At 70.0% G+C, this 20200-nt stretch carries 16 protein-coding genes; 3 read left to right on the top strand and 13 right to left on the bottom strand.

Going from position 1 to position 20200, the window contains the following annotated elements:
- Positions 1 to 10 precede the first annotated feature (10 nt).
- The 9 genes from ACYVLP_RS03910 to ACYVLP_RS03870 form a co-directional block, all read right to left on the bottom strand.
- Positions 11 to 1564 carry a cytochrome ubiquinol oxidase subunit I gene (locus ACYVLP_RS03910; RefSeq protein WP_460626026.1) on the bottom strand — a complete coding sequence of 518 codons (1554 nt, stop codon included), beginning with the start codon at positions 1562 to 1564 and terminating at the stop codon, positions 11 to 13.
- 258 nt (positions 1565 to 1822) lie between these two features.
- Entirely contained in the window at positions 1823 to 2020 is a 198-nt protein-coding gene (locus tag ACYVLP_RS03905) for a hypothetical protein (RefSeq protein WP_460626025.1), read from the bottom strand.
- Positions 2021 to 2149: 129 nt separating this feature from the next.
- Complete coding sequence (paaK, locus tag ACYVLP_RS03900) at positions 2150 to 3475, bottom strand: phenylacetate--CoA ligase PaaK (protein ID WP_460626024.1); 1326 nt, start codon at positions 3473 to 3475, stop codon at positions 2150 to 2152.
- A gap of 150 nt (positions 3476 to 3625) precedes the next feature.
- Complete coding sequence (locus tag ACYVLP_RS03895) at positions 3626 to 4525, bottom strand: amino acid ABC transporter ATP-binding protein (RefSeq protein ID WP_460626023.1); 900 nt, start codon at positions 4523 to 4525, stop codon at positions 3626 to 3628.
- The gene (locus ACYVLP_RS03890; protein ID WP_460626022.1) at positions 4525 to 5523 is read right to left on the bottom strand and encodes an amino acid ABC transporter permease; all 999 of its coding nucleotides are present in this window, start codon (positions 5521 to 5523) and stop codon (positions 4525 to 4527) included. The genes ACYVLP_RS03895 and ACYVLP_RS03890 overlap by 1 nt, the downstream gene beginning before the upstream one ends.
- Positions 5520 to 6425, bottom strand: coding sequence for an ABC transporter substrate-binding protein (locus tag ACYVLP_RS03885; protein WP_460626021.1), 906 nt, complete (start codon positions 6423 to 6425; stop codon positions 5520 to 5522). The genes ACYVLP_RS03890 and ACYVLP_RS03885 overlap by 4 nt, the downstream gene beginning before the upstream one ends.
- 217 nt (positions 6426 to 6642) lie before the next feature.
- The gene (locus tag ACYVLP_RS03880; protein WP_460626020.1) at positions 6643 to 7734 is read right to left on the bottom strand and encodes a ScyD/ScyE family protein; all 1092 of its coding nucleotides are present in this window, start codon (positions 7732 to 7734) and stop codon (positions 6643 to 6645) included.
- 212 nt (positions 7735 to 7946) lie between these two features.
- Positions 7947 to 8384 (bottom strand): hydroxyphenylacetyl-CoA thioesterase PaaI, encoded by a 438-nt coding sequence (gene paaI / locus ACYVLP_RS03875; RefSeq protein WP_460626019.1) that lies wholly within the window; start codon positions 8382 to 8384, stop codon positions 7947 to 7949.
- Positions 8381 to 9604 carry a 3-hydroxyacyl-CoA dehydrogenase NAD-binding domain-containing protein gene (locus ACYVLP_RS03870; protein ID WP_460626018.1) on the bottom strand — a complete coding sequence of 408 codons (1224 nt, stop codon included), beginning with the start codon at positions 9602 to 9604 and terminating at the stop codon, positions 8381 to 8383. Before ACYVLP_RS03870 ends, paaI begins: the two co-directional genes overlap by 4 nt.
- A gap of 162 nt (positions 9605 to 9766) precedes the next feature.
- Here ACYVLP_RS03870 and paaN point away from each other — a divergent pair, with 162 nt between their 5' ends.
- Both paaN and ACYVLP_RS03860 read left to right on the top strand, forming a co-directional pair.
- Positions 9767 to 11491: a phenylacetic acid degradation protein PaaN gene (gene paaN, locus ACYVLP_RS03865; protein ID WP_460626017.1), complete on the top strand. Its 1725-nt coding sequence runs from the start codon at positions 9767 to 9769 to the stop codon at positions 11489 to 11491.
- Positions 11492 to 11634: 143 nt separating this feature from the next.
- On the top strand, positions 11635 to 13017 hold the full coding sequence (locus tag ACYVLP_RS03860) for an MFS transporter (protein ID WP_460626016.1): 1383 nt from the start codon (positions 11635 to 11637) through the stop codon (positions 13015 to 13017).
- A 147-nt stretch (positions 13018 to 13164) separates the two neighbouring features.
- On the opposite strand, the gene ACYVLP_RS03855 is transcribed toward ACYVLP_RS03860, so the two are convergent.
- Positions 13165 to 13545 carry a DUF1304 domain-containing protein gene (locus ACYVLP_RS03855; RefSeq protein WP_460626015.1) on the bottom strand — a complete coding sequence of 127 codons (381 nt, stop codon included), beginning with the start codon at positions 13543 to 13545 and terminating at the stop codon, positions 13165 to 13167.
- Positions 13546 to 13947: 402 nt separating this feature from the next.
- On the opposite strand from ACYVLP_RS03855, the gene ACYVLP_RS03850 reads away from it, so the two are divergent.
- Positions 13948 to 15018: a hypothetical protein gene (locus tag ACYVLP_RS03850; RefSeq protein ID WP_460626014.1), complete on the top strand. Its 1071-nt coding sequence runs from the start codon at positions 13948 to 13950 to the stop codon at positions 15016 to 15018.
- 375 nt (positions 15019 to 15393) lie between these two features.
- Here the strand turns inward: ACYVLP_RS03850 and ACYVLP_RS03845 are convergent, their stop codons facing one another.
- The 3 genes from ACYVLP_RS03845 to ACYVLP_RS03835 all read right to left on the bottom strand — a co-directional run bounded on the left by ACYVLP_RS03845 (position 15394) and on the right by ACYVLP_RS03835 (position 20200).
- Positions 15394 to 18399, bottom strand: a complete 3006-nt coding sequence (locus tag ACYVLP_RS03845; protein ID WP_460626013.1) for an AAA family ATPase — start codon at positions 18397 to 18399, stop codon at positions 15394 to 15396.
- 2 nt (positions 18400 to 18401) lie between these two features.
- Positions 18402 to 19598 (bottom strand): exonuclease SbcCD subunit D, encoded by a 1197-nt coding sequence (locus ACYVLP_RS03840; protein WP_460626012.1) that lies wholly within the window; start codon positions 19596 to 19598, stop codon positions 18402 to 18404.
- A gap of 221 nt (positions 19599 to 19819) precedes the next feature.
- Positions 19820 to 20200 carry a phage holin family protein gene (locus ACYVLP_RS03835; protein WP_452268052.1) on the bottom strand — a complete coding sequence of 127 codons (381 nt, stop codon included), beginning with the start codon at positions 20198 to 20200 and terminating at the stop codon, positions 19820 to 19822.

The raw sequence follows: 20200 nt of genomic DNA, 5'->3' as shown, positions 1-20200 counted from the left end.
CCAGCCCTTCTCAGTAAGCGAAGACGAGGGGGGCGTCCTCGTCTCGGTCGGCGGGGTCCTGCGGCTTCTCGAAGGGCTCGGCGCCCTTGCGCACGTAGGTGAGGAAGAGCTTCACCTCGACGACGGCGAGCGCTCCGTAGAGCAAGGTGAACACGACCATCGAGGTGATCACCTCGCCCATCGACACGCTCGGGGAGACCCCGTGGGTGGTCGTCATGAGCCCGAACACGATCCAGGGCTGGCGACCGACCTCGGTGAAGATCCACCCGAACGAGTTGGCGAACACCGGCAGGAGCGGAGCGGCCACAGCGGCATACGTGATCCACCGAGAGGTGGGCGCTCGGCCCCTGCGGGTCGTCCACAGCACGAGCAGGGCGATCAGCGCACAGAGGATGCCGAGCCCGATCATGAGACGGAACGACCAGTACGTGGTCGGGATGTTCGGGACGTAGTTGTCGTTGGGGGCAGCCACGAGCGGGTTGCCGCTCGCGCCGTAGGTCTGCTGGTACTGCTTCTGAAGGTCGTTGATGCCCTGTACCGCGCCGTCGAAGGAGCCGGTGGCCAGGAAGGACAGCAGGCCGGGGATCTCGATGAGGGGGTTGGCATGCGTGCCGTCGAGCGAGCCGATCGTCAGCACCGAGAACGGCGCTCCCACGCCCTCGGGCACCGACTCGTAGAGGGCCTCGGCAGCGGCCATCTTCATCGGCTGCACCTCGGTCATGATCTTGCCCTGGGTGTCGCCGCTGATGATGACGCCGACCGATGCGATGAGCGTGAACACGGCGCCGAACCGGGCCGCCTTGCGGTACATCGACACCTCCGACTTCACGGTCGCCGCGGGGGGCGGCGCAGTCGTGGCCGTCGCCGCACCCAGGGACGCACCTGCGCGGGCTGGAGCCTTCACGGCGCCGCCGTCGAGGGCGGCCAGCTGCCGGGCCGAGCGGCGCATCAGCCAGATGGCCACGCCCATGACGACGCCGCCGCCGGTCATGTAGGCGGAGAAGATGACGTGCGGGAAGGTGACGAGCTGCACCTTGTTGGTCAGGACGGCGAAGAAGTCGGTGAGCTCCGCGCGGCCGCTGGCCGGGTTGTACGTGTACCCGACCGGGTGCTGCATGAAGGAGTTCGCGGCGAGGATGAAGTATGCCGAGAGGACCGTTCCGATGTGGACGATCCACATCGTGGCGGCGTGGAGCTTCTCGGGCAGCCGTCCCCAGCCGAAGATCCACAGGCCGAGGAAGGTCGACTCGAGGAAGAAGGCGAGCAGCGCCTCGATGGCGAGGGGCGCTCCGAAGATGTCGCCGACGAAGCGGGAGTAGTCACTCCAGTTCATCCCGAACTGGAACTCCTGCACGATCCCGGTGACGAGGCCGAGCGCGAAGTTGATCGTGAAGAGCTTGCCGAAGAACTTGGTGAGGCGCATCCACTCGGGCTTCTTGGTGCGCACCCAGGCGGCGTGGAAGATCGCGACGACGAGCGACAGACCGATCGTGATCGGCACGAAGAGGAAGTGGTAGACGGTCGTGATGGCGAACTGCCATCTCGCGAGGTCCGTTGCATCCATGGCGGCTCCCGGAGGGCGAGGCAGGTGCGGAAACTACATGACGTCGTAGATGCTACTCACCGTAGTAGTCCGGCCGCCATCGGGGGTGCGCCAGGACATAGACGAACCACCCGGCATACGCAGGTCTGCCGGGTGGCTGGGTCGGGCAGGACCGCGGGGTATGCCGGGTGGCTGGGTCCGCCGGGTCGGCTCGGTCGGGCTGGTCAGCCGGTCAGGCTGGTCAGCCGGTCAGGCCGGGTCCGGCGAGGTCATGGAGCGTCAGGCGGGGCGGGCCGGCTTGGCGGTCGGTCGCGGCGCCGGAGTCTCGATCCGGACCTCGGGCAGCGGCTGGCGCAGCGGGTGCAGGATCCGGGACAGCACGGACTCGCGGCGGGCGCGCGGCTGGCGGCGCTGGGGCTCGTGCTGGCTCGGCCAGGCGCTGACGACGCGGGCGGCGTGGGGCGGGATGCGGCTCATGCCCGTTCAGAAGTCCGACGCCCGCGCCTGATACACGCCCTCGCGGTTCGAGGTATTCGGTTCGAGGTGAAAGGTCGCCAGATGGCCCGAGCCAATACATCGATCCGAATACCTCGACCAGGGGATCGCTCAGGTCTTCGGGCGCTCGTCGACGATCCGGCGCGCCTTGCCGATCGACCGCTCGATGGAGCCCGGCTCGCGGACCTCGACCCGGCAGCTGGTCCCGATGCGTCGCTTGATCGTCGCCTCGAGTGTCCGGGCGATCGAGCGGGCGTCGTCGTCGCTGAGCCGCTCAACCGGCTCCACGAGGACCGTCAGCTCGACCATCCGGCCGGGCTGGGTCAACACGCACTGGAAGTACGGCGACAGCCGGGGCTCGGCAAGCACGTGCTCCTCGATCTGGGTCGGGAAGACGTTCACACCGCGGATGATCATCATGTCGTCGGTGCGCCCGGTGACCTTCTGCATCCGCCGCATGGACGGCACCGCAGTCCCAGGCAGCAGGCGCGTGAGATCCCTTGTGCGGTAACGGATCACGGGCATCGCCTGCTTGGTCAGCGAGGTGAAGACCAGCTCGCCGAGCTCGCCGTCCGGAAGCACTTCCTCGGTGACCGGGTCGATGACCTCCGGGTAGAAGTGGTCCTCCCAGATGTGCAGCCCGTCCTTCGTCGTCGCCGCCTCCTGGGCCACGCCGGGGCCCATCACCTCGGACAGGCCGTAGATGTCCACAGCGTCCATGCCGGTCCGGCGCTCGATCTCCTGGCGCATCGACTCGGTCCACGGCTCGGCGCCGAAGATGCCGACTCGAAGGGCCGTGTCGCGCGGGTCGACTCCCTCGCGCTCCATCTCGTCCAGGAGGCTGAGGAAGTAGGACGGCGTCACCATGATGACCGAGGCCCCGAAGTCGCGGATCAGCTGCACCTGGCGCTCGGTCATGCCACCGCTCACCGGGACGACGGTCGCGCCGAGCCGCTCCGCGCCGTAGTGCGCCCCGAGCCCGCCCGTGAAAAGGCCGTACCCGTACGCCACGTGCACGACGTCACCAGGATGCCCACCCGCCAGCCGGATCGAGCGGGCCATGAGGTCGGCCCACGTGTCGATGTCCTGCGCGGTGTAGCCGACCACCGTCGGGCGCCCGGTCGTGCCAGAGCTCGCGTGCACGCGCACGACCTGCTCGCGCGGGACCGCGAACATCCCGAAGGGGTAGTTCGCCCGCAGGTCCGCCTTGGTCGTGAACGGCATACCGGCCAGGTCGCCGAGCGACGTCACGTCATCGGGGTGGACACCGGTGGCGTCGAACGCCTCACGGTAGTGCCGGACGTGCTCGTATGCCGTCCGCACCGTCCGCTGCAGCCGCTCCAGCTGGGTGGCGCGCAGCTCGTCCACCGACAGCGTCGGGATCTCGTGGTCAGGCAGCGTAGGGCGGGCGCCCGCCGAGGTTGACTCCGTCGTCATGCCCCCATCATGCCGGGCGCACCGATCCTCGACTTCGGGGCGGCCCCCGCCGAGTCGAGCGGTCACCCCCACCCAGTCGAGTGGTCTTTCGATACAGGTTCTGGGGTATCGAAATGACCACTCGACGTGGGCGCAGCGCGAACCGCGGGGTCAGGCGGGTGGCGGCGGGGCCTCCGCGTGTGCTGCCTGCTCCATCTCCTCGTGCTCCTGGCGCATCCGCCGCAGGAAGGAGCGGGTGCGCTCCTGCTGCGGGTTGCCGATGACGTCCTTCGGCGCGCCCTGCTCGACGACGACGCCACCGTCCATGAAGACGACGTGGTCGGCGACCTCGCGGGCGAAGCCCATCTCGTGGGTGACCACGATCATCGTCATGCCGTTCTCGGCGAGGTCACGCATGACCTTGAGCACGTCGCCGACGAGCTCGGGGTCGAGCGCCGACGTGGGCTCGTCGAAGAGCATGAGCTTCGGGTCCATCGCGAGCGCCCGCGCGATGGCGACACGCTGCTGCTGGCCACCGGACAGGGCCCCCGGGTAGGCCGAGGGCTTGTCGCCCAGCCCGACCTGGGCGAGCAGGGCCATGGCCCGCTCGCGGGACTGCTTCTTGCTCGTGCCCTTGACCTGGCAGGGCGCCTCCATGATGTTGTCGAGCGCGGTCTTGTGCGGGAAGAGGTTGAACCGCTGGAACACCATGCCGATCTCACGCCGCTGGGCCGCGATCTGCTTGTCGGTGAGGTGATGCAGGTGGCCGTGCTCGTCCTCGCGGTAGCCGACGAGCTCGTCGTCGACCCAGATGCGGCCGCCGTCGATCGACTCGAGCTGGTTGATGCAGCGCAGGAACGTCGTCTTGCCCGACCCGGACGGGCCGAGCAGCACGACGACCTCACCACGGTGGACGTCGAGGTCGATGCCCTTGAGGACCTCGTTGCCGTGGAAGGACTTCATCACGTTGAGGGCCCGCACCAGTGGCTTGCCGTCAGCTGTGCGGACGCGCGTCGTCGCGGTCGCGGTCGCCGGCGTCGTGGTCGTCGGCGTCGTGGACGCGTCAGTCATCAGGCACCTCCCATTCCGGCCGGGCGGGTCTCGCGCTTCTGCGCGGCACGCCTGGCCTGTCGCTTCGACTCGCCGAAGCCGCGACCGAAGTAGCGCTCAAGGTAGTACTGCCCGACCATGAGCACCGAGCAGACAATGAGATACCAGGCGGTCGCTGCGACGTAGCCGGCCATGATCTCCAGGGTCCGGGTCCCGATGAGGTGCACCTGGTAGAAGAGCTCGGTGATGACCGGGATGGCGGTCAGCAGCGACGTGTCCTTGACCATCGCGATCGTCTCGTTGCCGGTCGGCGGCACGATCACGCGCATGGCCTGGGGCAGCACGATCCGGCGCATCGTCTTGCCGCGGCTCATGCCGAGCGCCTGAGCGGCCTCGGTCTGGCCCTTGTCGACGGAGATGATGCCGGCCCGGGCGATCTCGGCCATGTAGGCGGCCTCGGACAGGCCGAGGCCGATGATCCCCGCGATGAGCGTGCTGGAGAACTGGTTGAGGTTGAGGCTGAAGAAGGTGAAGTCGGACGAGAGACCAAGCCACTGGCCGAACTGCTGGCCGAACGGGATCCCGAAGTCCAGGTGGTTGTAGAGGAACGGGATGCCGACGCCGATCATGCTGAGCAGGACGTAGCGCGGGATCGCCCGGAAGAACCACGTGTAGACGAAGGACACGGCGCGCAGGATGGGGTTGGTCGACAGCCGCATCACGCCGACGATGATGCCGCCGGTGATGCCGATGACCATCGCGCCGACCGTTCCGACGATGGTGCCCTTGATGAGGCCTTCGAGCACCGGCGTCTGGTTCATGATCTGCACGGCGACGGGGAAGTTCCACCGCTCGTTGGTCACGAACGAGCTGATCATCATCGCGACGAGGATCACGATGACCACGAGTGCCACCCAGCGCCATGGGTGGGGCACCGGCCGGGCCTTGATCAGGCCCGGCCGGTCGGCGCCGCCGGTGGCGACGCCAGAGGTGTCGGCGCTCACCGGCCCGGCGCTCACGGGTTCAGAGCGAAGTCGGTGATCCCGCCGGACTCGACGCCGTACTGCTTGAGAGCGGCGTCATAGCTGCCGTCGGCCTTGGCGGCCTTGAGGGCGTCGACGAGGGCCTGCGCGAAGTCGGTCTCCGTCTTGGGCACGACCAGGCCATAGGGCGCGGAGTCGTAGGGCTCGCCGAGCTTCTCGAGCTTGCCCGAGAACTGCTTGATCGCGTACAGCCCGATCGGCGAGTCGGCGAGCATCGCGTCCGCCTTGCCGCTGACGACGTCGGCCGTCACCTCGTCCTGCCCGTCGTGCGGCAGGATGTTGATGGCGGGCTTGCCGGCGTCGGTGCACTTCTTGCTGCGTGCCGTGATGTCGTCGAACTGGGTCGTGCCGTTCTGCACGCCGATGTTCTTGCCGCACGCGTTGTCCGGGGAGATCTGCTTCGGGTTGCCGGGCTGGGTCACCCACAGCGTCCCGGCGGTGTAGTAGCTGACCATGTTGACCTTCTGCTTGCGCTCGTCGGTGATCGAGAACGAAGAGAGGCCGACGTCGTACTTGCCGCTGTCGACACCGAGGATGATCGAGTCGAACTTCGAGGGGACGTACTCGGCGGTCACGCCGAACTTCGCGGCGATCGCGTTGAACAGGGCCGGGTCCCAGCCCTCGACGGTCTTGCCGTCGGCGCCGATCATCTCGTTCGGTGCGTAGGTCGGGTCGATGCCGACGACGATCTTTCCTGCGGACTTGATCTTGGCCGGAAGCTTGGCCGCGAGGGCTGCGTCCACCCCGCCTCCGGTGCTGCCACCAGCAGGGGTGCTGGCAGCCGGGGTCGTGGGCGCCAACGAGTTCGATCCGCAGGCGGACAGGCTGAAGCCGACGGCGACGGCGCCGACCGCGGCAATGAGGGACATGCGACGCATGTGAGGGTCCTTCCGGGCGTTCTGCCAACGCAGGCGCAGGGGCGCGCCATGTGGTCAGCCGATCCTGCCACGCACACCTGCAAGCGGCACACACTTGCTACCGAACCGTTAACACTGATGCGACGGCACCCCGGCAGGCTGCTGTCCGGGGTGCCGTCATTGCGTGATTTTGCAGTGGTGGACGGCTGGAGCCTCGCCCCGTATGCCGTCCGGTCGGCTAGATCTTGAAGCGCTGGACCGAGCCGGGCGCTTCCGAGACGAAGTCCACGATCTGGCCCACGTAGAGATATCCGCCGTGGACCTCGACCGACACCGGCCGGTCGACGTGCACAGCCACGGCGCGTTTGCCGTTCTTGAACTTGCTGACCTGGTTCGCGAAGAGCTCGGTCACGAACAGCGTGCCATCGGGTGCGACCGCCACGTTCGTCGCACCGAGCAGGCCGCTCGCCACGAGAGACATCGCGCCGGTCGCGCCGTTGACCTTGAAGACCTTGCCGCGCGCGCCGAGTGCCGGGCTCTCCGGACCGCCGGGTAGCAGCGAGACGAAGAGAGCGCCGAACTGGTCGACTTCGACGTCGGTCGGCACCGGCTCGAAGGCGTAGGTGACGCCGACGACGCAGTCGAGCGTGCCCGGAGGCAGCTGCATCTCCTCGGCGACGCCGTCGGCCATCTCCTGCGTGAAGGTCACGACCTGCCGCGGCATGACGGCGACGGTCGAGACGTTGCCCTTGGCATCGACCTTGAGCACCGCGTTCATCCCGGCGTCGGCGACGTACCAGCCTCCGGACGTCCAGGCGACGGAGTACGGGTGGGAGTCGACGATGCCGTTGTACGTGGCCGGCCCGCCGGCGAGCCCGCCGAGGATGGCCTCGGCACACGGGTTGCTGTTGGCGATGATCCCGTAGGTGATGCCGCCGTCCGGGTTGTGGCTCGCCTCGTATGCCGCGAGGTCCGCGACCACGTCGGGCTTGCCCTTCGTGCGGATCGTCAGGCCGGTGGCTGAGTGGTCCTCGACGCTCCAGGCATAGGCGTAGGACTTGCCGTCGGCCGAGAAGTCGATGCCGTCGAGCCCGGGTGCCTGCGCGATCGGAGCCGGCGAGCCGGTCTTGGTCAGCATGCCGAGGAACCCGTCGGCGACGTAGACCCCCTGCTGGTTGACGGCAAGGTTCGAAGGTCCGAGCTGGAAGTCGGACAGGATGCGGTGCCAGTTATGGCTGTCCGCGTTGGCGCTGGGTGCTCCCATCAGCGCGGCGGCGGCGACCGCACCGACGGCCGCCGCAATGGTTTTCAGGCGAAGTTCTCTCCTCATGTTCCCCCCATCTGGTGTTCAAGAGAGGCTCGCAACCGCGCGCAGACGCGCGTCCCCCCGAGCCGCCGCCCCCCGCGGCGTCCTCTTGACGTCGTGGCCCGAACGTTAGGTGACCCGCGCGCAGCCTGTCCTGCGTTCAGGCACGTTCCACCCGACTTCCGCCCGTTGCGCACCGGTTTGTGACGGAATCCAGCTCGCCGAGCGGATGCCGGTCACCCGCGCTTGAGCGCCCGGCTTCGCCCGCGGAACTCGGCGATGATCTGGCCGTCGGACTCGCGCTTGACCGTGACGTCGGTGATGCCGCTGCGGCCGAAGGAGCTCCGGACGACGGCCTCTGCGACGAGGACGTCCCCGAGCCTTCCCGGCGCCGTGAACGAGATGTCCGCGCCCGCGGCGACGGTGAGGTGGCCGCGGGAGTTGCAGGCGAGCGCGAAGCACGAGTCGGCAAGGGTGAAGATGTAACCGCCGTGGCAGATGGCGTGACCGTTGACCATGTCGTCGCGGATAGCCATCCGCACCACGGCGTGGTCCTGCTCGACGACGAGAGCGTCCATGCCGAGCCGCCGGGACGCCTCGTCGTCGTCCCACATCTGTCGCGCGAACGCGACGCCCCGGGCCACCTCGTCGCCCGCGCCCGCAGTGTCGGTCATGAGAGGCTCCCGTCCGTCAGCCCGGGGCTGGGCCGGTAGCGCCCGCCTCCGTATGCCGCGTCGAGCTCGGTGATCTGCCGGGCGACGAGGTCGAAGCCGAGCTCGCGCCCCCACGCGATCGGTCCCTTGGGGTAGCGCACCCCGAGCAGCATGGCGGTGTCGACATCCTCGGCGCTCGCCTCCCCACGGTGCACGAGGTCGACCGCCTCGTTGACGAGCATCGCGACGGTCCGGGCGAGTGGGTCGGTCGCGACCGGGCCCCCGACGAGGCGCTCGGCCAGGGCGAGATCGGGGTCACCGGTCTCGGGGCGGCCGTCGGCGGCATACGTGTACACGCCCCGGCCCGACTTGCGCCCGAGCCGGCCGGCCTCGACGAGGCCACGCTGGAAGTCCGTCGGGGTGTAGCGCTCGTCGCGCCCGGTCTGCTCCCAGACCGACGTGCCGACCGCGAGGTTGACGTCCTGGCCGATGAAGTCGGTGAGCTCCAGTGGGCCCATGGGGAATCCGCCGCACTCGCGCAGGATCCAGTCGACGGTGGCCGCGTCGGCGATGCCGGCCTCGACGACCCGCTGGGCCTCCCCGTAGAACGGCCGCGCCACGCGGTTGACGATGAAACCGGGGGTGGAGGCGCAGCGCACCGGCGTCTTGCCCCACGCGGACATGAGGGTCGTGGCGTGCTCGACGAACGCGCGGGCCGTGCGCGGGCCATGGATCACCTCGACCAGCCGCATCACCGGGGGCGGGTTGAAGAAGTGCAGCCCGAGCACGCGCTCCGGATCGGTCACGTCGCGCGCGATCTCGTCGATGTCGATGCTCGACGTGTTGGTCGCGAGGACTGTCGTCGCGGGCTGCTTCTCGGCGAGCTCGACGAAGATCGAGCGCTTGAGGTCGAGGTCCTCGGGCACCGCCTCGATCACCAGCCCGCACTCGGGCAGGTCGCCGATGCCCTCGACGGGGGTGATCCGCGCGAGCAGGCCGGCCGCCTCATCGCTGCCCATCCGGCCTTTGTCGACCAGTCGGGTCAAGCCGGCGCCGATCTTGTCCAGGGCCGAGGCAGCCGCACCGGGCATCGTGTCGACGAGGCCCACGGCGTGTCCGGCCGCCGCCGCGACCTGTGCGATCCCAGCGCCCATCGCGCCGGCCCCCACCACACCGACCGGCCCGAAGGCCGACGCGTCCTGTGGCGGGGCGACGGGCTCGGCACTGGTCTGCGTCTCCATGGCTGCCATCCTGCCCGGTCGCCGCGGCCAGGTGCGCGCGAGCGCAGCGAGCCAAGTGATTGCCCGGCGCGTCGCGCCGGGCTCGGAGACGGCATACCGGGCGCTTGTGGAGCGGGCGCTCGGCGTGCGGGAGCCGCCTCCGGGCGGGGCTAGCATCGACACGTGACTGCACCGGCAACGACGCCCGCCCACCCGCTGCTCGACCGGCACTCCGGGGTCCTCGACGAGATCCGTCAGGCCCTCGTGAGCCGATCCTTCTACTCGCGCTACCCCGAGTCGCCGAGCCCCCGCGTCTATGGAGACGCCGCGGCTGCGGAGGGCCTCGCGGCCTACGAGGCGCACCTCGACAGACCGTATGCCGCCCTGGCGGACGAGCCGACGGACGGCACCTTCGTCGGCAGCGAGGTCTCCCCGTACGGCCCGCGTCTGGGGGTGACGTACGCGGCGCTCGACCTCGACCGGGGTCTGGCGGCTGCGCGCTCCGCGATGGCGCGATGGCGCGACGTCGGCCCGCAGGTGCGCGCCGCGGTCTGCGTCGAGATCGTCGACCGCATCAACCAGCGCAGCTTCGAGCTGGCCAACGCGGTCATGCACACGTCCGGGCAGCCGTTCGTCATGTCGTTCCAGGCCGGTGGCCCGCACGCGCAGGACCGCGCGATCGAGGCGATCGCAGCCGGGCTGGTGGAGCAGGAGCGCGTGCCGGAGTCGGTCGTGTGGGAGAAGCCCGGCCGGGACCGCGAGGGCAACCCGGCGCCGACGCGGATGCAGAAGGACTACCGCATCGTCCCGCGCGGCGTGGCGCTCGTCATCGGCTGCAACACCTTCCCGACGTGGAACGCGTACCCGGGCATCTTCGCCTCCCTGGTCACGGGCAACGCCGTGGTCGTCAAGCCGCACCCGCGCGCCGTTCTGCCTCTCGCGATCTCCGTCGAGGCCGCTCGCACCGTCCTCGAGGAGGCCGGGTTCGACCCCGCGCTCGTGCAGCTGGCCGCCGAGTCCGACGGCCAGGGGCTCGCCAAGACGCTCGCCGAGCGCGACGAGGTCGCGATCATCGACTACACCGGCGGTCCGGCGTTCGGCTCCTGGCTCGAGGAGCGAGGCGCGGCGCTCGGCAAGCTCGTCTACACCGAGAAGGCCGGGCTCAACACCGTCGTCGTCGACTCGACCGACAACCTCAAGGGGATGCTGGGCAACCTCGCCTTCAGCCTCACCCTCTACTCGGGCCAGATGTGCACGGCCCCACAGAACATCTACGTCCCGGCCGACGGCATCGACACCGACGAGGGTCACCTCGGCTTCGACGACTTCGGCGACAAGCTCGCCGGAGCCATCGGGCGGCTCACTGGCGACGACGCGAAGGCGGTCGAGCTGCTCGGCGCGACCGTCAACGACCAGGTGCGCAGCAACGCCGACTCGCTGGCCTCGATCGCCGCGGACGCCGGTGGACAGGTGGTGCTCGACTCCCGGCGTGTGACCCACCCCACGTGGGCCGACGCGGTCGTCCGTGCGCCCGGCCTGGTCGCCGTCGACGTGGCGCGCGAGGACGTCTACACACGCGAGTGCTTCGGGCCGGTCGGGTACCTCATCAAGGCCGGCTCGACGGAGCAGGCGCTCGCGCAGTTCGCCGATACCGTGCACGAGCACGGTGCGATGACCGCATCGGTCTACTCGACCGACGAGAAGGTCCTCGACGAGGCGCGTGAGGCGGCCGCCGCGGGCGGTGTGGCGCTGTCGGAGAACCTCACCGGCCAGGTCTTCGTCAACCAGACCGCCGCGTTCTCCGACTACCACGGCACGGGAGCCAACCCGGCCGCGAACGCCGCCTACACCGACGCAGCGTTCGTGGCCAACCGCTTCCGCGTCATCACGTCGCGCCGCCACGTCTGAGGTGTCCCGGGAGCCGGCTCGGAACCCCCCGGGGTATTCTGTCCCCCGTCGAGTGAGCGCCCAGTCCCACCCGTCTCAGATCTAGCACCTCGCTCGGCGCGCCCCCAACCGTCGAGTGAGCGCCCCGTCACACCGGAAGGCCCATGACCGTCAAGACCCAACCTGTCGACCGGACCGCCTTGCAGCACAAGGTGGTTCGCACACTCTTCGCCTCGCAGGTGCTCGGCGGCGTCGGCATGGCGAGCGGCATCGCGGTCGGCGCACTCCTCGCCGAGCAGCTGAGCGGCACGGAGGCACTGGCCGGCGTCGGCACCACGGCGCAGGTGCTCGGCACGGCGCTCATCACGATCCCGGTCGCCCGGCTCACGGCATCGCGCGGCCGCCGGTGGGGCCTTCGCTTCGGCCTCGTCGTCGCCTTCATCGGCGCGGCCCTCGTCATCACGGCCGGCGTCGCTAGCTCGTTCCCGCTCCTCGTCGTCGGCATGTTCCTCTTCGGTGGCGGGACCACCACCAACAACCAGACGAGGTATGCCGCAGCCGACCTCGCCGCGCCCGCCAGACGGGGACGCGACCTGTCGATCGTCGTGTGGGCCACGACGATCGGCTCCGTCGCAGGCCCCAACCTCGTCGGACCCGGACGCGACCTCGCGCGAGCCATCGGGCTGCCCGACCTGGTCGGCTCCTTCGTGTTCGCGCTCGCCGGCTTCGCCCTGGCGTTCCTCGTCATCGACCGGCTGCTGCGCCCCGACCCGCTGCTGGCGGCCCGGTCCCTCGACGCGGCGGCACGCGCGGAGCCGCAGGCGCGAGCGGACGGCTCGCCCGAGCGGCATACCGGCGCGGTGGAGACGGCATCACGCGACGCACACCCGCTCGACGTGGCGGACCCGGCGTCTGGGACTGTCGCCGATGCTCCGAACCACGACGGCTCGATGCGGCGCGGGTTCGCGGTGGTCCGCGCCAACCGGCTCGCCCTGCAGGCCGTGCTCGTCATGGGGCTCGGGCACCTCGTCATGGTCAGCGTCATGGTGATGACACCGATCCACATGAAGCACGGGCAGGCCGAGCTCGAGGTCATCGGCTTCGTCATCTCGATGCACATCCTCGGGATGTACGCACTGTCGCCACTCGTCGGGTTGGCCGTCGACCGCTGGGGTGGCCGGCCGGTAGCCATGACCGGAGGCGTCATCCTCACGGTGGCCGCGCTGCTCGCATCGCAGACGATGGAGGGCTGGTCGGGCCTGCTCCTCGTGGCGCTGTTCCTGCTCGGGGTGGGATGGTCGTGCACGCTCGTGTCCGGCTCGACGCTGCTCACCGGGGCGGTGACGACGGACGAGCGTCCGGCCGCGCAGGGCCTGTCGGACGTCTTCATGGGGCTCGCCGGCGCGGTCGGCGGTGTCGCCGCGGGCGTGATCGTCGGCGTCTATGGCTATGGGACGCTCGCGCTGTCGTCGGCTGTCGTCGGGGTGGTCATCCTCGCGATCGGTGCCGGCCGTGTCCGCGCCAACCCCACCCCCGAAGGAGCCTGACTCCCGGCCCCCGTCCCGAGGTCGAGTGGTCACTTCGATACAGACCAAAGTCGAGTGGCCATTCCAACACACGGCAGCGGCGTATCGAGATGACCACTCGACCCAGGCTGAGACCAGTTCCTGACCGAGCGGCTCGGGAGGCTGCGCTCAGACGAAGAGGGTGAGCAGGAAGCCGATGAGGGGAAGGGTGCCCTGCGAGAGCGCAGCCCGCAGGTAGCCCTTGCCCGTCGTGACGAGAACCGTCGCCGCGAGGACCATCGAGGCCGTGCAGAACAGCATCAGCGTCTTGCCGGCGTCGTGGCTGCCGGACCACCAGAGCACGATCCCCAGCGCGGCGCCGAGTCCGAGGAAGAGGTTGTAGAAGCCCTGGTTGTAGGCCATCGGCCGGGTCGTGTCCGCCTGTGCCTGGTCGGCGACGCCGAACCGCTTCCACACCTGCGGCCGCGTCCAGGCGATGCTCTCCATCCAGAAGATGTAGCCGTGCAGCACGGCGGCCAGTCCGACGAAGACGCTCGCGACGACGCTCATGCTCGGATCCTAGAGCCGGGGCTTCACCCCGAGTGGGTATGCCGCGCCGACCGGATCCGTGGTGGCGCACCGCCTCGTCGGGGGGCTGGGTTTGCCGATTCCGCGGACGGCGACCTGTCCCAGCCGCCACGATCTGCTCACACATCACTCGGGGGATCTCGAAATCGGGAGAGACAGCCCATGGTAGGTCGGACAGTTCCGGTTGGGCCCCAGTCGGCGCGGCGAGCGCGTCGGAGGCAGGCAAAGCAAGCGGTCATCACGGCGGCCGCTGTCACGGCGTTGGCGGGCGCACTCTTGCCGCAGTCGGCGGCGGTGGCGGATCCGTCACTGGCACAGCCACATTCGGGCATCACAGTCATCAAGCAGACGCTGAAGGCTGGGTCGCCGACCATCGTGGGCTCGGTGACAGTGTCCACGGGAGCGGCCTCTCGGGTCAGCACGACGGGCTGGGTGACGGTAACCAACGCTGGCAAGAAGATCGCCACCGTGAAGGTGCACGGTGTCGAGATCGTCGGGCCGGACGTGCCAGCGAACATCGTGGGTCCGGACCTCGTTGCGGTGGTGGACCCCGGCGTCTCGGCGGTCCTGCCGGTCGGGATCGTCGGACCTGACCATCCGGTCGGCGGCGACGTCACGGTCGGTGTCGAGGCGGCCGCGAACGTGGCGGTGACGGTTGCGGCTGGCGCCATGACAGCGCTGGCGGTGCCGGCGTCAGAGGGCGACCCGGCCCTGCCGAACGCATCGGCGATGACCACGGGCGAGGTGTCGCTAGGGACCAAGGCGGCGTTGGTGCTGGACTCGAAGCTGGAGCTCTCGTCGCAGGACCCGCTCGGCACCATGGATGCGCTGACGCAGGGCTGGGTGTCGTTCGTCAACCGTGGCAAGAAGAGCGGAACTGTGACCGTGGACTACCTCGTCGACGACGTGACGATGTGGTCCATCTCCGCGATCGTCGGCCCCGATCGGCCCACGTATCTACCGATCGCCTTGCTGCGCAACGGTTTTGCGTCGGGCACTCACCACTTCGGGCTGAATGTCCGCTCATCCGTCGCAGGCGTTGCGCTGTCCTCGGGCCAGCTCGCCGTCCTAGGTCTCCCCACCACGGGAGCCGTGCCGCACGGCGACGCGACGGTCGAGAGTCCGGTCGCCTTGACCACCCAGCAGGCGAAGGTCCTCGGTGCCTCTATGGTGACCGATGTCGTCGCCGACATCTGGATGGGCGGGTCGGTTTTGGTGACCAACGGAGGGTCCAAACCGGCGACCGTCACGCTCCAGCCGCAGATGGGCCCGGACCCGGAGGGCCCGGCGGTCGTGGTGACGGTCGCGAGTCGGACCTCGGTGTCGGTGCCCTTCGGATTCCTGTGCGACGCCGAGCCGGCGGGCAAGCAGTCGCTCGACCTCGCGGCGTCGGCGTCGGCACCAGGTGTGTCGGTGGCGGCGGGCCAGGTGCAGGCCTGGGCCCTGTCCGGCTAGCCCGGCCCCGCGGGCCCACGCGCCCATACTCGGGTCGAGTGAGCCCTCCGTCCCACCAGCCCCACAAGCCCCGGGTCCCTTCGGGTCGAGTGAGCGCTCCGTCCCACCAGCCCCACATAGGCCAATCGTCGGTCAGGGCGTCGGTCATGTCGTCAGAGTGGTCGTGATTGCAGCACCTGGTGCGACGTGACTCGCGATGTGACTCAGGGTGGGTCGTGTGGGCTGTGACGGTTGGGACGGAGCGGCCACTCGACGTGGTGCTGGTGGGACGGGGCGCTCACTCGATGTTGAGGTGTGGGACGGGGCGCTCACTCGACGGGAATGGGAGGCGCGCGCTGCGAGGCTGGGAGTACGGACCGTAGCGGGCGTGGTGGGTCAGGCGGTGATGCGCAACGTGGAGGTGCGGTCCGGCTTGACGACGACCTCGATCCGGTCGGCGACGCGGGACTTCAGCTCGGAGACGTGGCTGACGATGCCGACGGTCCGCCCGCCGTCGCGCAGGCCCTCGAGCGTGTGCATCACATCGTCGAGCACGTCGGGGTCGAGCGTGCCGAACCCTTCGTCGACGAAGAGCGTGCCCAGGTCGACGCCGCCGGACTCGGCGCGAACCACCTCCGCAAGGGCGAGTGCGAGGGACAACGACACATAGAAGGTCTCGCCACCGGACAGCGTGCCGACCTCGCGCACCTGGTTGGTGTGCATGTCGTGGACTCGGACCCCGAGCCCGGACTTGGCGTTGCCCTTCCTGGCGTCGGTGTGCTCGAGGGAGTACCGGCCTCCGGAGAACCGCGCGAGCTCGGTGTTGGCGGCGCCGAGCACCTCGGCGAAGCGGCGGATGAGGACGTACTTCGCCAGGTCGAGGTTGAGCTGGTTGTCACCGCTGCCGGCCACCAGCTGGCCGACCCGCACCGCATCGGCGGTCTCGGTGATGACGGCGGCGTTGCGCTCCATCGCGGTGGTGATCTCGGTGACGCGCTGCTTCGTGCGTGCCACCTGCGTGCGCAGGCTTCCGTGCTCGTGGGCGGCCGACTCCATATCCTTCTTCGCCGCCTTCTCCAGCGTGATGAGTGGCTCGATGTCGTCGAAGAGGGCATCGAGCTGGACGTCCGCCAGCTCCGGGCCCGAGAGCCCGGCCTTGACCCGGGTGCACGCCATCTCGAAGTCCGCGATCTCCTTCGCCGTGGCCGTGATCCAGTCCATCGGCCGGTCGGCATCGAACCACTCCGCCACGTCCCGGAAGCCGGCAGCCGCCAGGTCGGCGTCGCGGGCGGCCTCGTCCTCGGCGACGCTCGCCCGCGCCGCGTCGCGGGTCGCGATGGCGTCGGCGAGCGCGTCGACGTGGGCGACCTCACCGGTCAGGGCATCTCGGCGGGTCGAGACCGTCGGGTGACCGTCGCGCGCGGCATCGACGTCCAGGGACTCGGACTCGATGCGAGCCGACAGGTCGGTCGTGACCTGCTCCACCCGGGCGATCTCGGCCGACAGGCTCGTCGCGCGCGCGCCGAGCTCGGTCTGCTGGGTGCGCAGGCGTTCGAGCCGCTCACCCCGCTCGGTGACCTCACGCCCGGCGGCGAGTGACGCCGCAAGCTCAGCGGCCGCGCGCTCGGCCGCCGCGCGGGCGGCGGAGACGTCGAGCCCGCCTGCTGCTGCGCCGTGCTCGCGCACCGAGGCGCGCCGCGCGGCGAGCGCACCCGTCGCGGCGTCGGCGTCGGCTCGCAGGGTCTCGACCGCCTGCTCGGCCGACGTGACCTGCTCAGGCGTGACCGACCCGGCACTCGGGCGTGCTGGCCGGGGGTGCTCGACCGAGCCGCATACGGGGCAGGGCTGGCCGGACTCGAGCATGAGCCCGAGCTCGCCCGCGATGCCGTCGATGCGTGCCTGACGCAGCTGCGCGAGGCGGGCCTCGCCGGACTTGAGCATGGCCAGTGCGGCACGGGCGTGCTCCTCCTCCCGCCGCGCCGCGGCGATGGCCTTCGCCAACAACGTCGCAGCGTCGAGCTGCTCCGTGGCCCGCACCGCGCCGGCCTTGCGGGTGTCGAGCAGCGAGCGCAGGTGGCGGGCCTGGGTCAGGGCCTGCTCCTCGACGGCCAGGGACTCCGGCAGCGCGGCGAGGTCGGAGCTCACCGAGTCGAGGGCGCGGCGCAAGCCGGCTGCGCGGGCCTGCAGCTCGAGGAGCCGCTCGCGGTGCCGGCCGAGCCCCTCCTCGACGAGCGTGACGCCGGCCAGCGAGCCGATCACCTCGCGCAGGGACGCGGCTGCGACCCGCAGCTCGCGCACGCTGAGGTCTCGGCGGGTGGGAGCGACCTTCGGCCGCGCAGTGGCGACCGCTGTCTCGGCCCTCCTCAGCGCGGACTCGGAGGACGCGAGGGTCCGCATGGCCCCGGCGACCGGGCGCGCCTGTCGGGCCCGGCCGACCTGGCGTCGCAGCTCGTCGAACTCGACGGCTCGGGCGCCCAGGCTCTCGTCCTCGCGCTGGAGAGCGAGCAGTCGCTCCCGGCGCTCCCGCCGAAGGCGCGCGTCGCCGACCATCTCGGCCATCTGCTTGTGCGCCTCGATGGCCTCCCGGCTCGCCTTGGCCGCATGGCGCTCCCGTGTCACGAGCTCGTCGACGACCTCGGCGAGCTCGGCGCGCAGCACCTCCGTCGAGCTGTCGGCCGCCGACTGTGCACAGAGGACGAGTGCGTCACGACGCTCCGGTTCGATGCCTGCGGACACGGCGAACGCATGGATGGCGTCGCGGATCTGCGCCACCGCGCCCTGGCGTCTGCCCTGGGCTGTCCGGCCCGCCTCGACGACGTGGTCCTGGACGCGGCGGAAGAACCCCGTGCCGAAGACCTTCTCGAGCAGCTTTCCCTTGTCCTCCGACCGAGCCCGCAGGAACGTCGCGAACTCGCCCTGCGGGAGGATCACCGTCTGCACGAACTGGTCGCGGGTCAGACCCACGGCCCTGGTGATCTCGTCGTCGCAATCGCCGAGGTTGGTCGAGAGCAGCTCGCCGCCGGCCAGGTCGTCAGGCGTCTGGACGCGCCACAGCTTGATCGTCGGCTGTTGCACGGTCGTCCCGGCACCCCGCGACTTGGGCCGCTCGAACCGAGGCGTGCGCTGGACGCGGTAGATCCCCGACTGGGTCTCGAAGACGAGCGTGACGACCGGCACCGTGCGCGGGTCGGCATGGTGCGAGTGGATGCGCTCGACATCGGCAGAGGCCTGGGCGACCTTGCCATAGAGCGCGAAGGTGATGGCGTCGATGATCGTCGACTTGCCCGACCCCGTGGGGCCCTCGAGCAGGAACAGGCCGGCACGCCCGACCGCGGCGAAGTCGATTCGCTCGGTGCCGGCATACGGCCCGATCGCCGTCATCTCCAGGTGGTGCAGCTGCATGGTCAGGCGACCTCTTGGGCCTCGGCGAGCTGCTGCGCCCTGATGGCCGCCTCGTAGCCGGCCACGAACACGTCGACCTCGCCGGCGCTGGCGTCGGCCTTGGTGACGTACGAGATGAAGTCGGAGCCCAGCTCGCGCGGGTCGCGCTCGCTGACCACTGTCGTGCTCCGACGACCGCGGTCGACCGCACCCTCTGGCTCGTGGAAGACCTGCAGGACATGGGGAAAGCGCGACTTGAGGCGGTCCATCAGCGAGTCGGGGCGCACGCGGTCGGTCACCGTCACCCTCACCCAGCTCTCCTCTGCGGACACGAGCTCGCGCGAGTCGAGCAGGTCGTCCAGGCGCCCCCGCAGGGTGGCCATCGGCCGTGGCTGCTCGATCGTGACGGGGGTGACGACGGCCGGACCTGCCTGGGGCAGGTCGACGAGCAGGACCACCTTGTGGTGGTCCTGCTCGGAGAACGAGTACCGCAGCGGCGAGCCGGAGTAGCGCACGACGGAGCCAGGGGCGGACTCGGGCGCCTGCGGCCCGTGCAGGTGGCCGAGGGCGACATAGTCGATGCCGGCGAAGACGGTGCCGGCCACCCGGTCGACTCCGCCGACCATGATCGAGCGCTCCGAGTCGCTCGGCTCGGCGCCGGCCACGAACGCGTGAGCCGCGACCACGCTACGGACTCCGGGCCGCTCGGCGAGATCGGCGCGGATCCGGTCGCACGCGGCCCCGACGACTGCCTGGTGCGAGCGTGGCAGCGGCTCGCCGGAGCCCGCCAGCGCGACTCTCGCGTGGTCGGGGTCGAGGTACGGGATGCCGTAGATCGCGACCGGCACGCCGTCACTCCCCTCGAGCAGCACCGGCAGGTCGAGCTGGCCGAGGTCGGTGATCATCCGGATGCGATCGCGGAACAGGCCCGAGCCGTAGCCCAGCCGGATCGCCGAGTCGTGGTTGCCCGAGGTGACCACGACGGTCGTCACGGCCGACAGCCGGCTGAGCGTCCACTCGAAGAGCTGCACCGACTCGACGGGCGGGACGCCCCGGTCGTACACGTCGCCGGCGACGACCACGGCATCGACGGGTATGCCGTCGGGCGGGCTCTCGACGAGCTCGCAGACCCGCTCCAGCACCGTGGTCTGGGCCTCGTGCAGGCTCACGCCGTGGAGCGTGCGCCCGAGATGCCAGTCGGAGGTGTGGAGCAACCGCATGCCTCGACCGTAGGACCCCACGCCGACAGCCCCCAGCCGACACCCCGGCACCGTGGCTGGCCGCTCGACACGGTGGCCTCGGCGTGACGGATGGGACGGCGCGCTCTCTCGACTGGCGGTGTGACCGGTGGGACGGCGCGCTCACTCGACTGGAGGGGAGGACGACGTGAGCCCGCCTCCACGTGGGAGGCGGGCTCACGGCATACGGACGAGGCCGGCGATCAGTCCCGCTTGACGAAGCTGAGCAGCAGCTCGACGAACGTGATGATCAGCGCGCCGAGGATCGCATCCCAGAAGAAGTGGTCGACGTGGAAGCTGAGATCCCAGATCGAGGCCAGCCACGACGTCAGCTCGAGCATCAGCGCGTTGACGATGAAGACGAACAGCCCGAGGGTCAGGATGATCAGCGGCAGCGACAGCAGCTTGATGATCGGCTTGATGATGGCGTTCACGAGGCCGAAGATCAGCGCCACGATGATGAGCGTCTTGATCGTGTCGCCCGTGCTGCTGCCATCACCGAGGGTGATACCTGGGATGGCCCACGCGGCGACCCAGATGGCGACGGCGTTGATGACCGTCTGGATGGCGAAGTTGAGGAGCAT

This window comes from Intrasporangium mesophilum, assembly GCF_054783095.1.
Note: the sequence above shows the minus strand (reverse complement) of the source record. Positions and strands in the feature narration are given on the sequence as shown.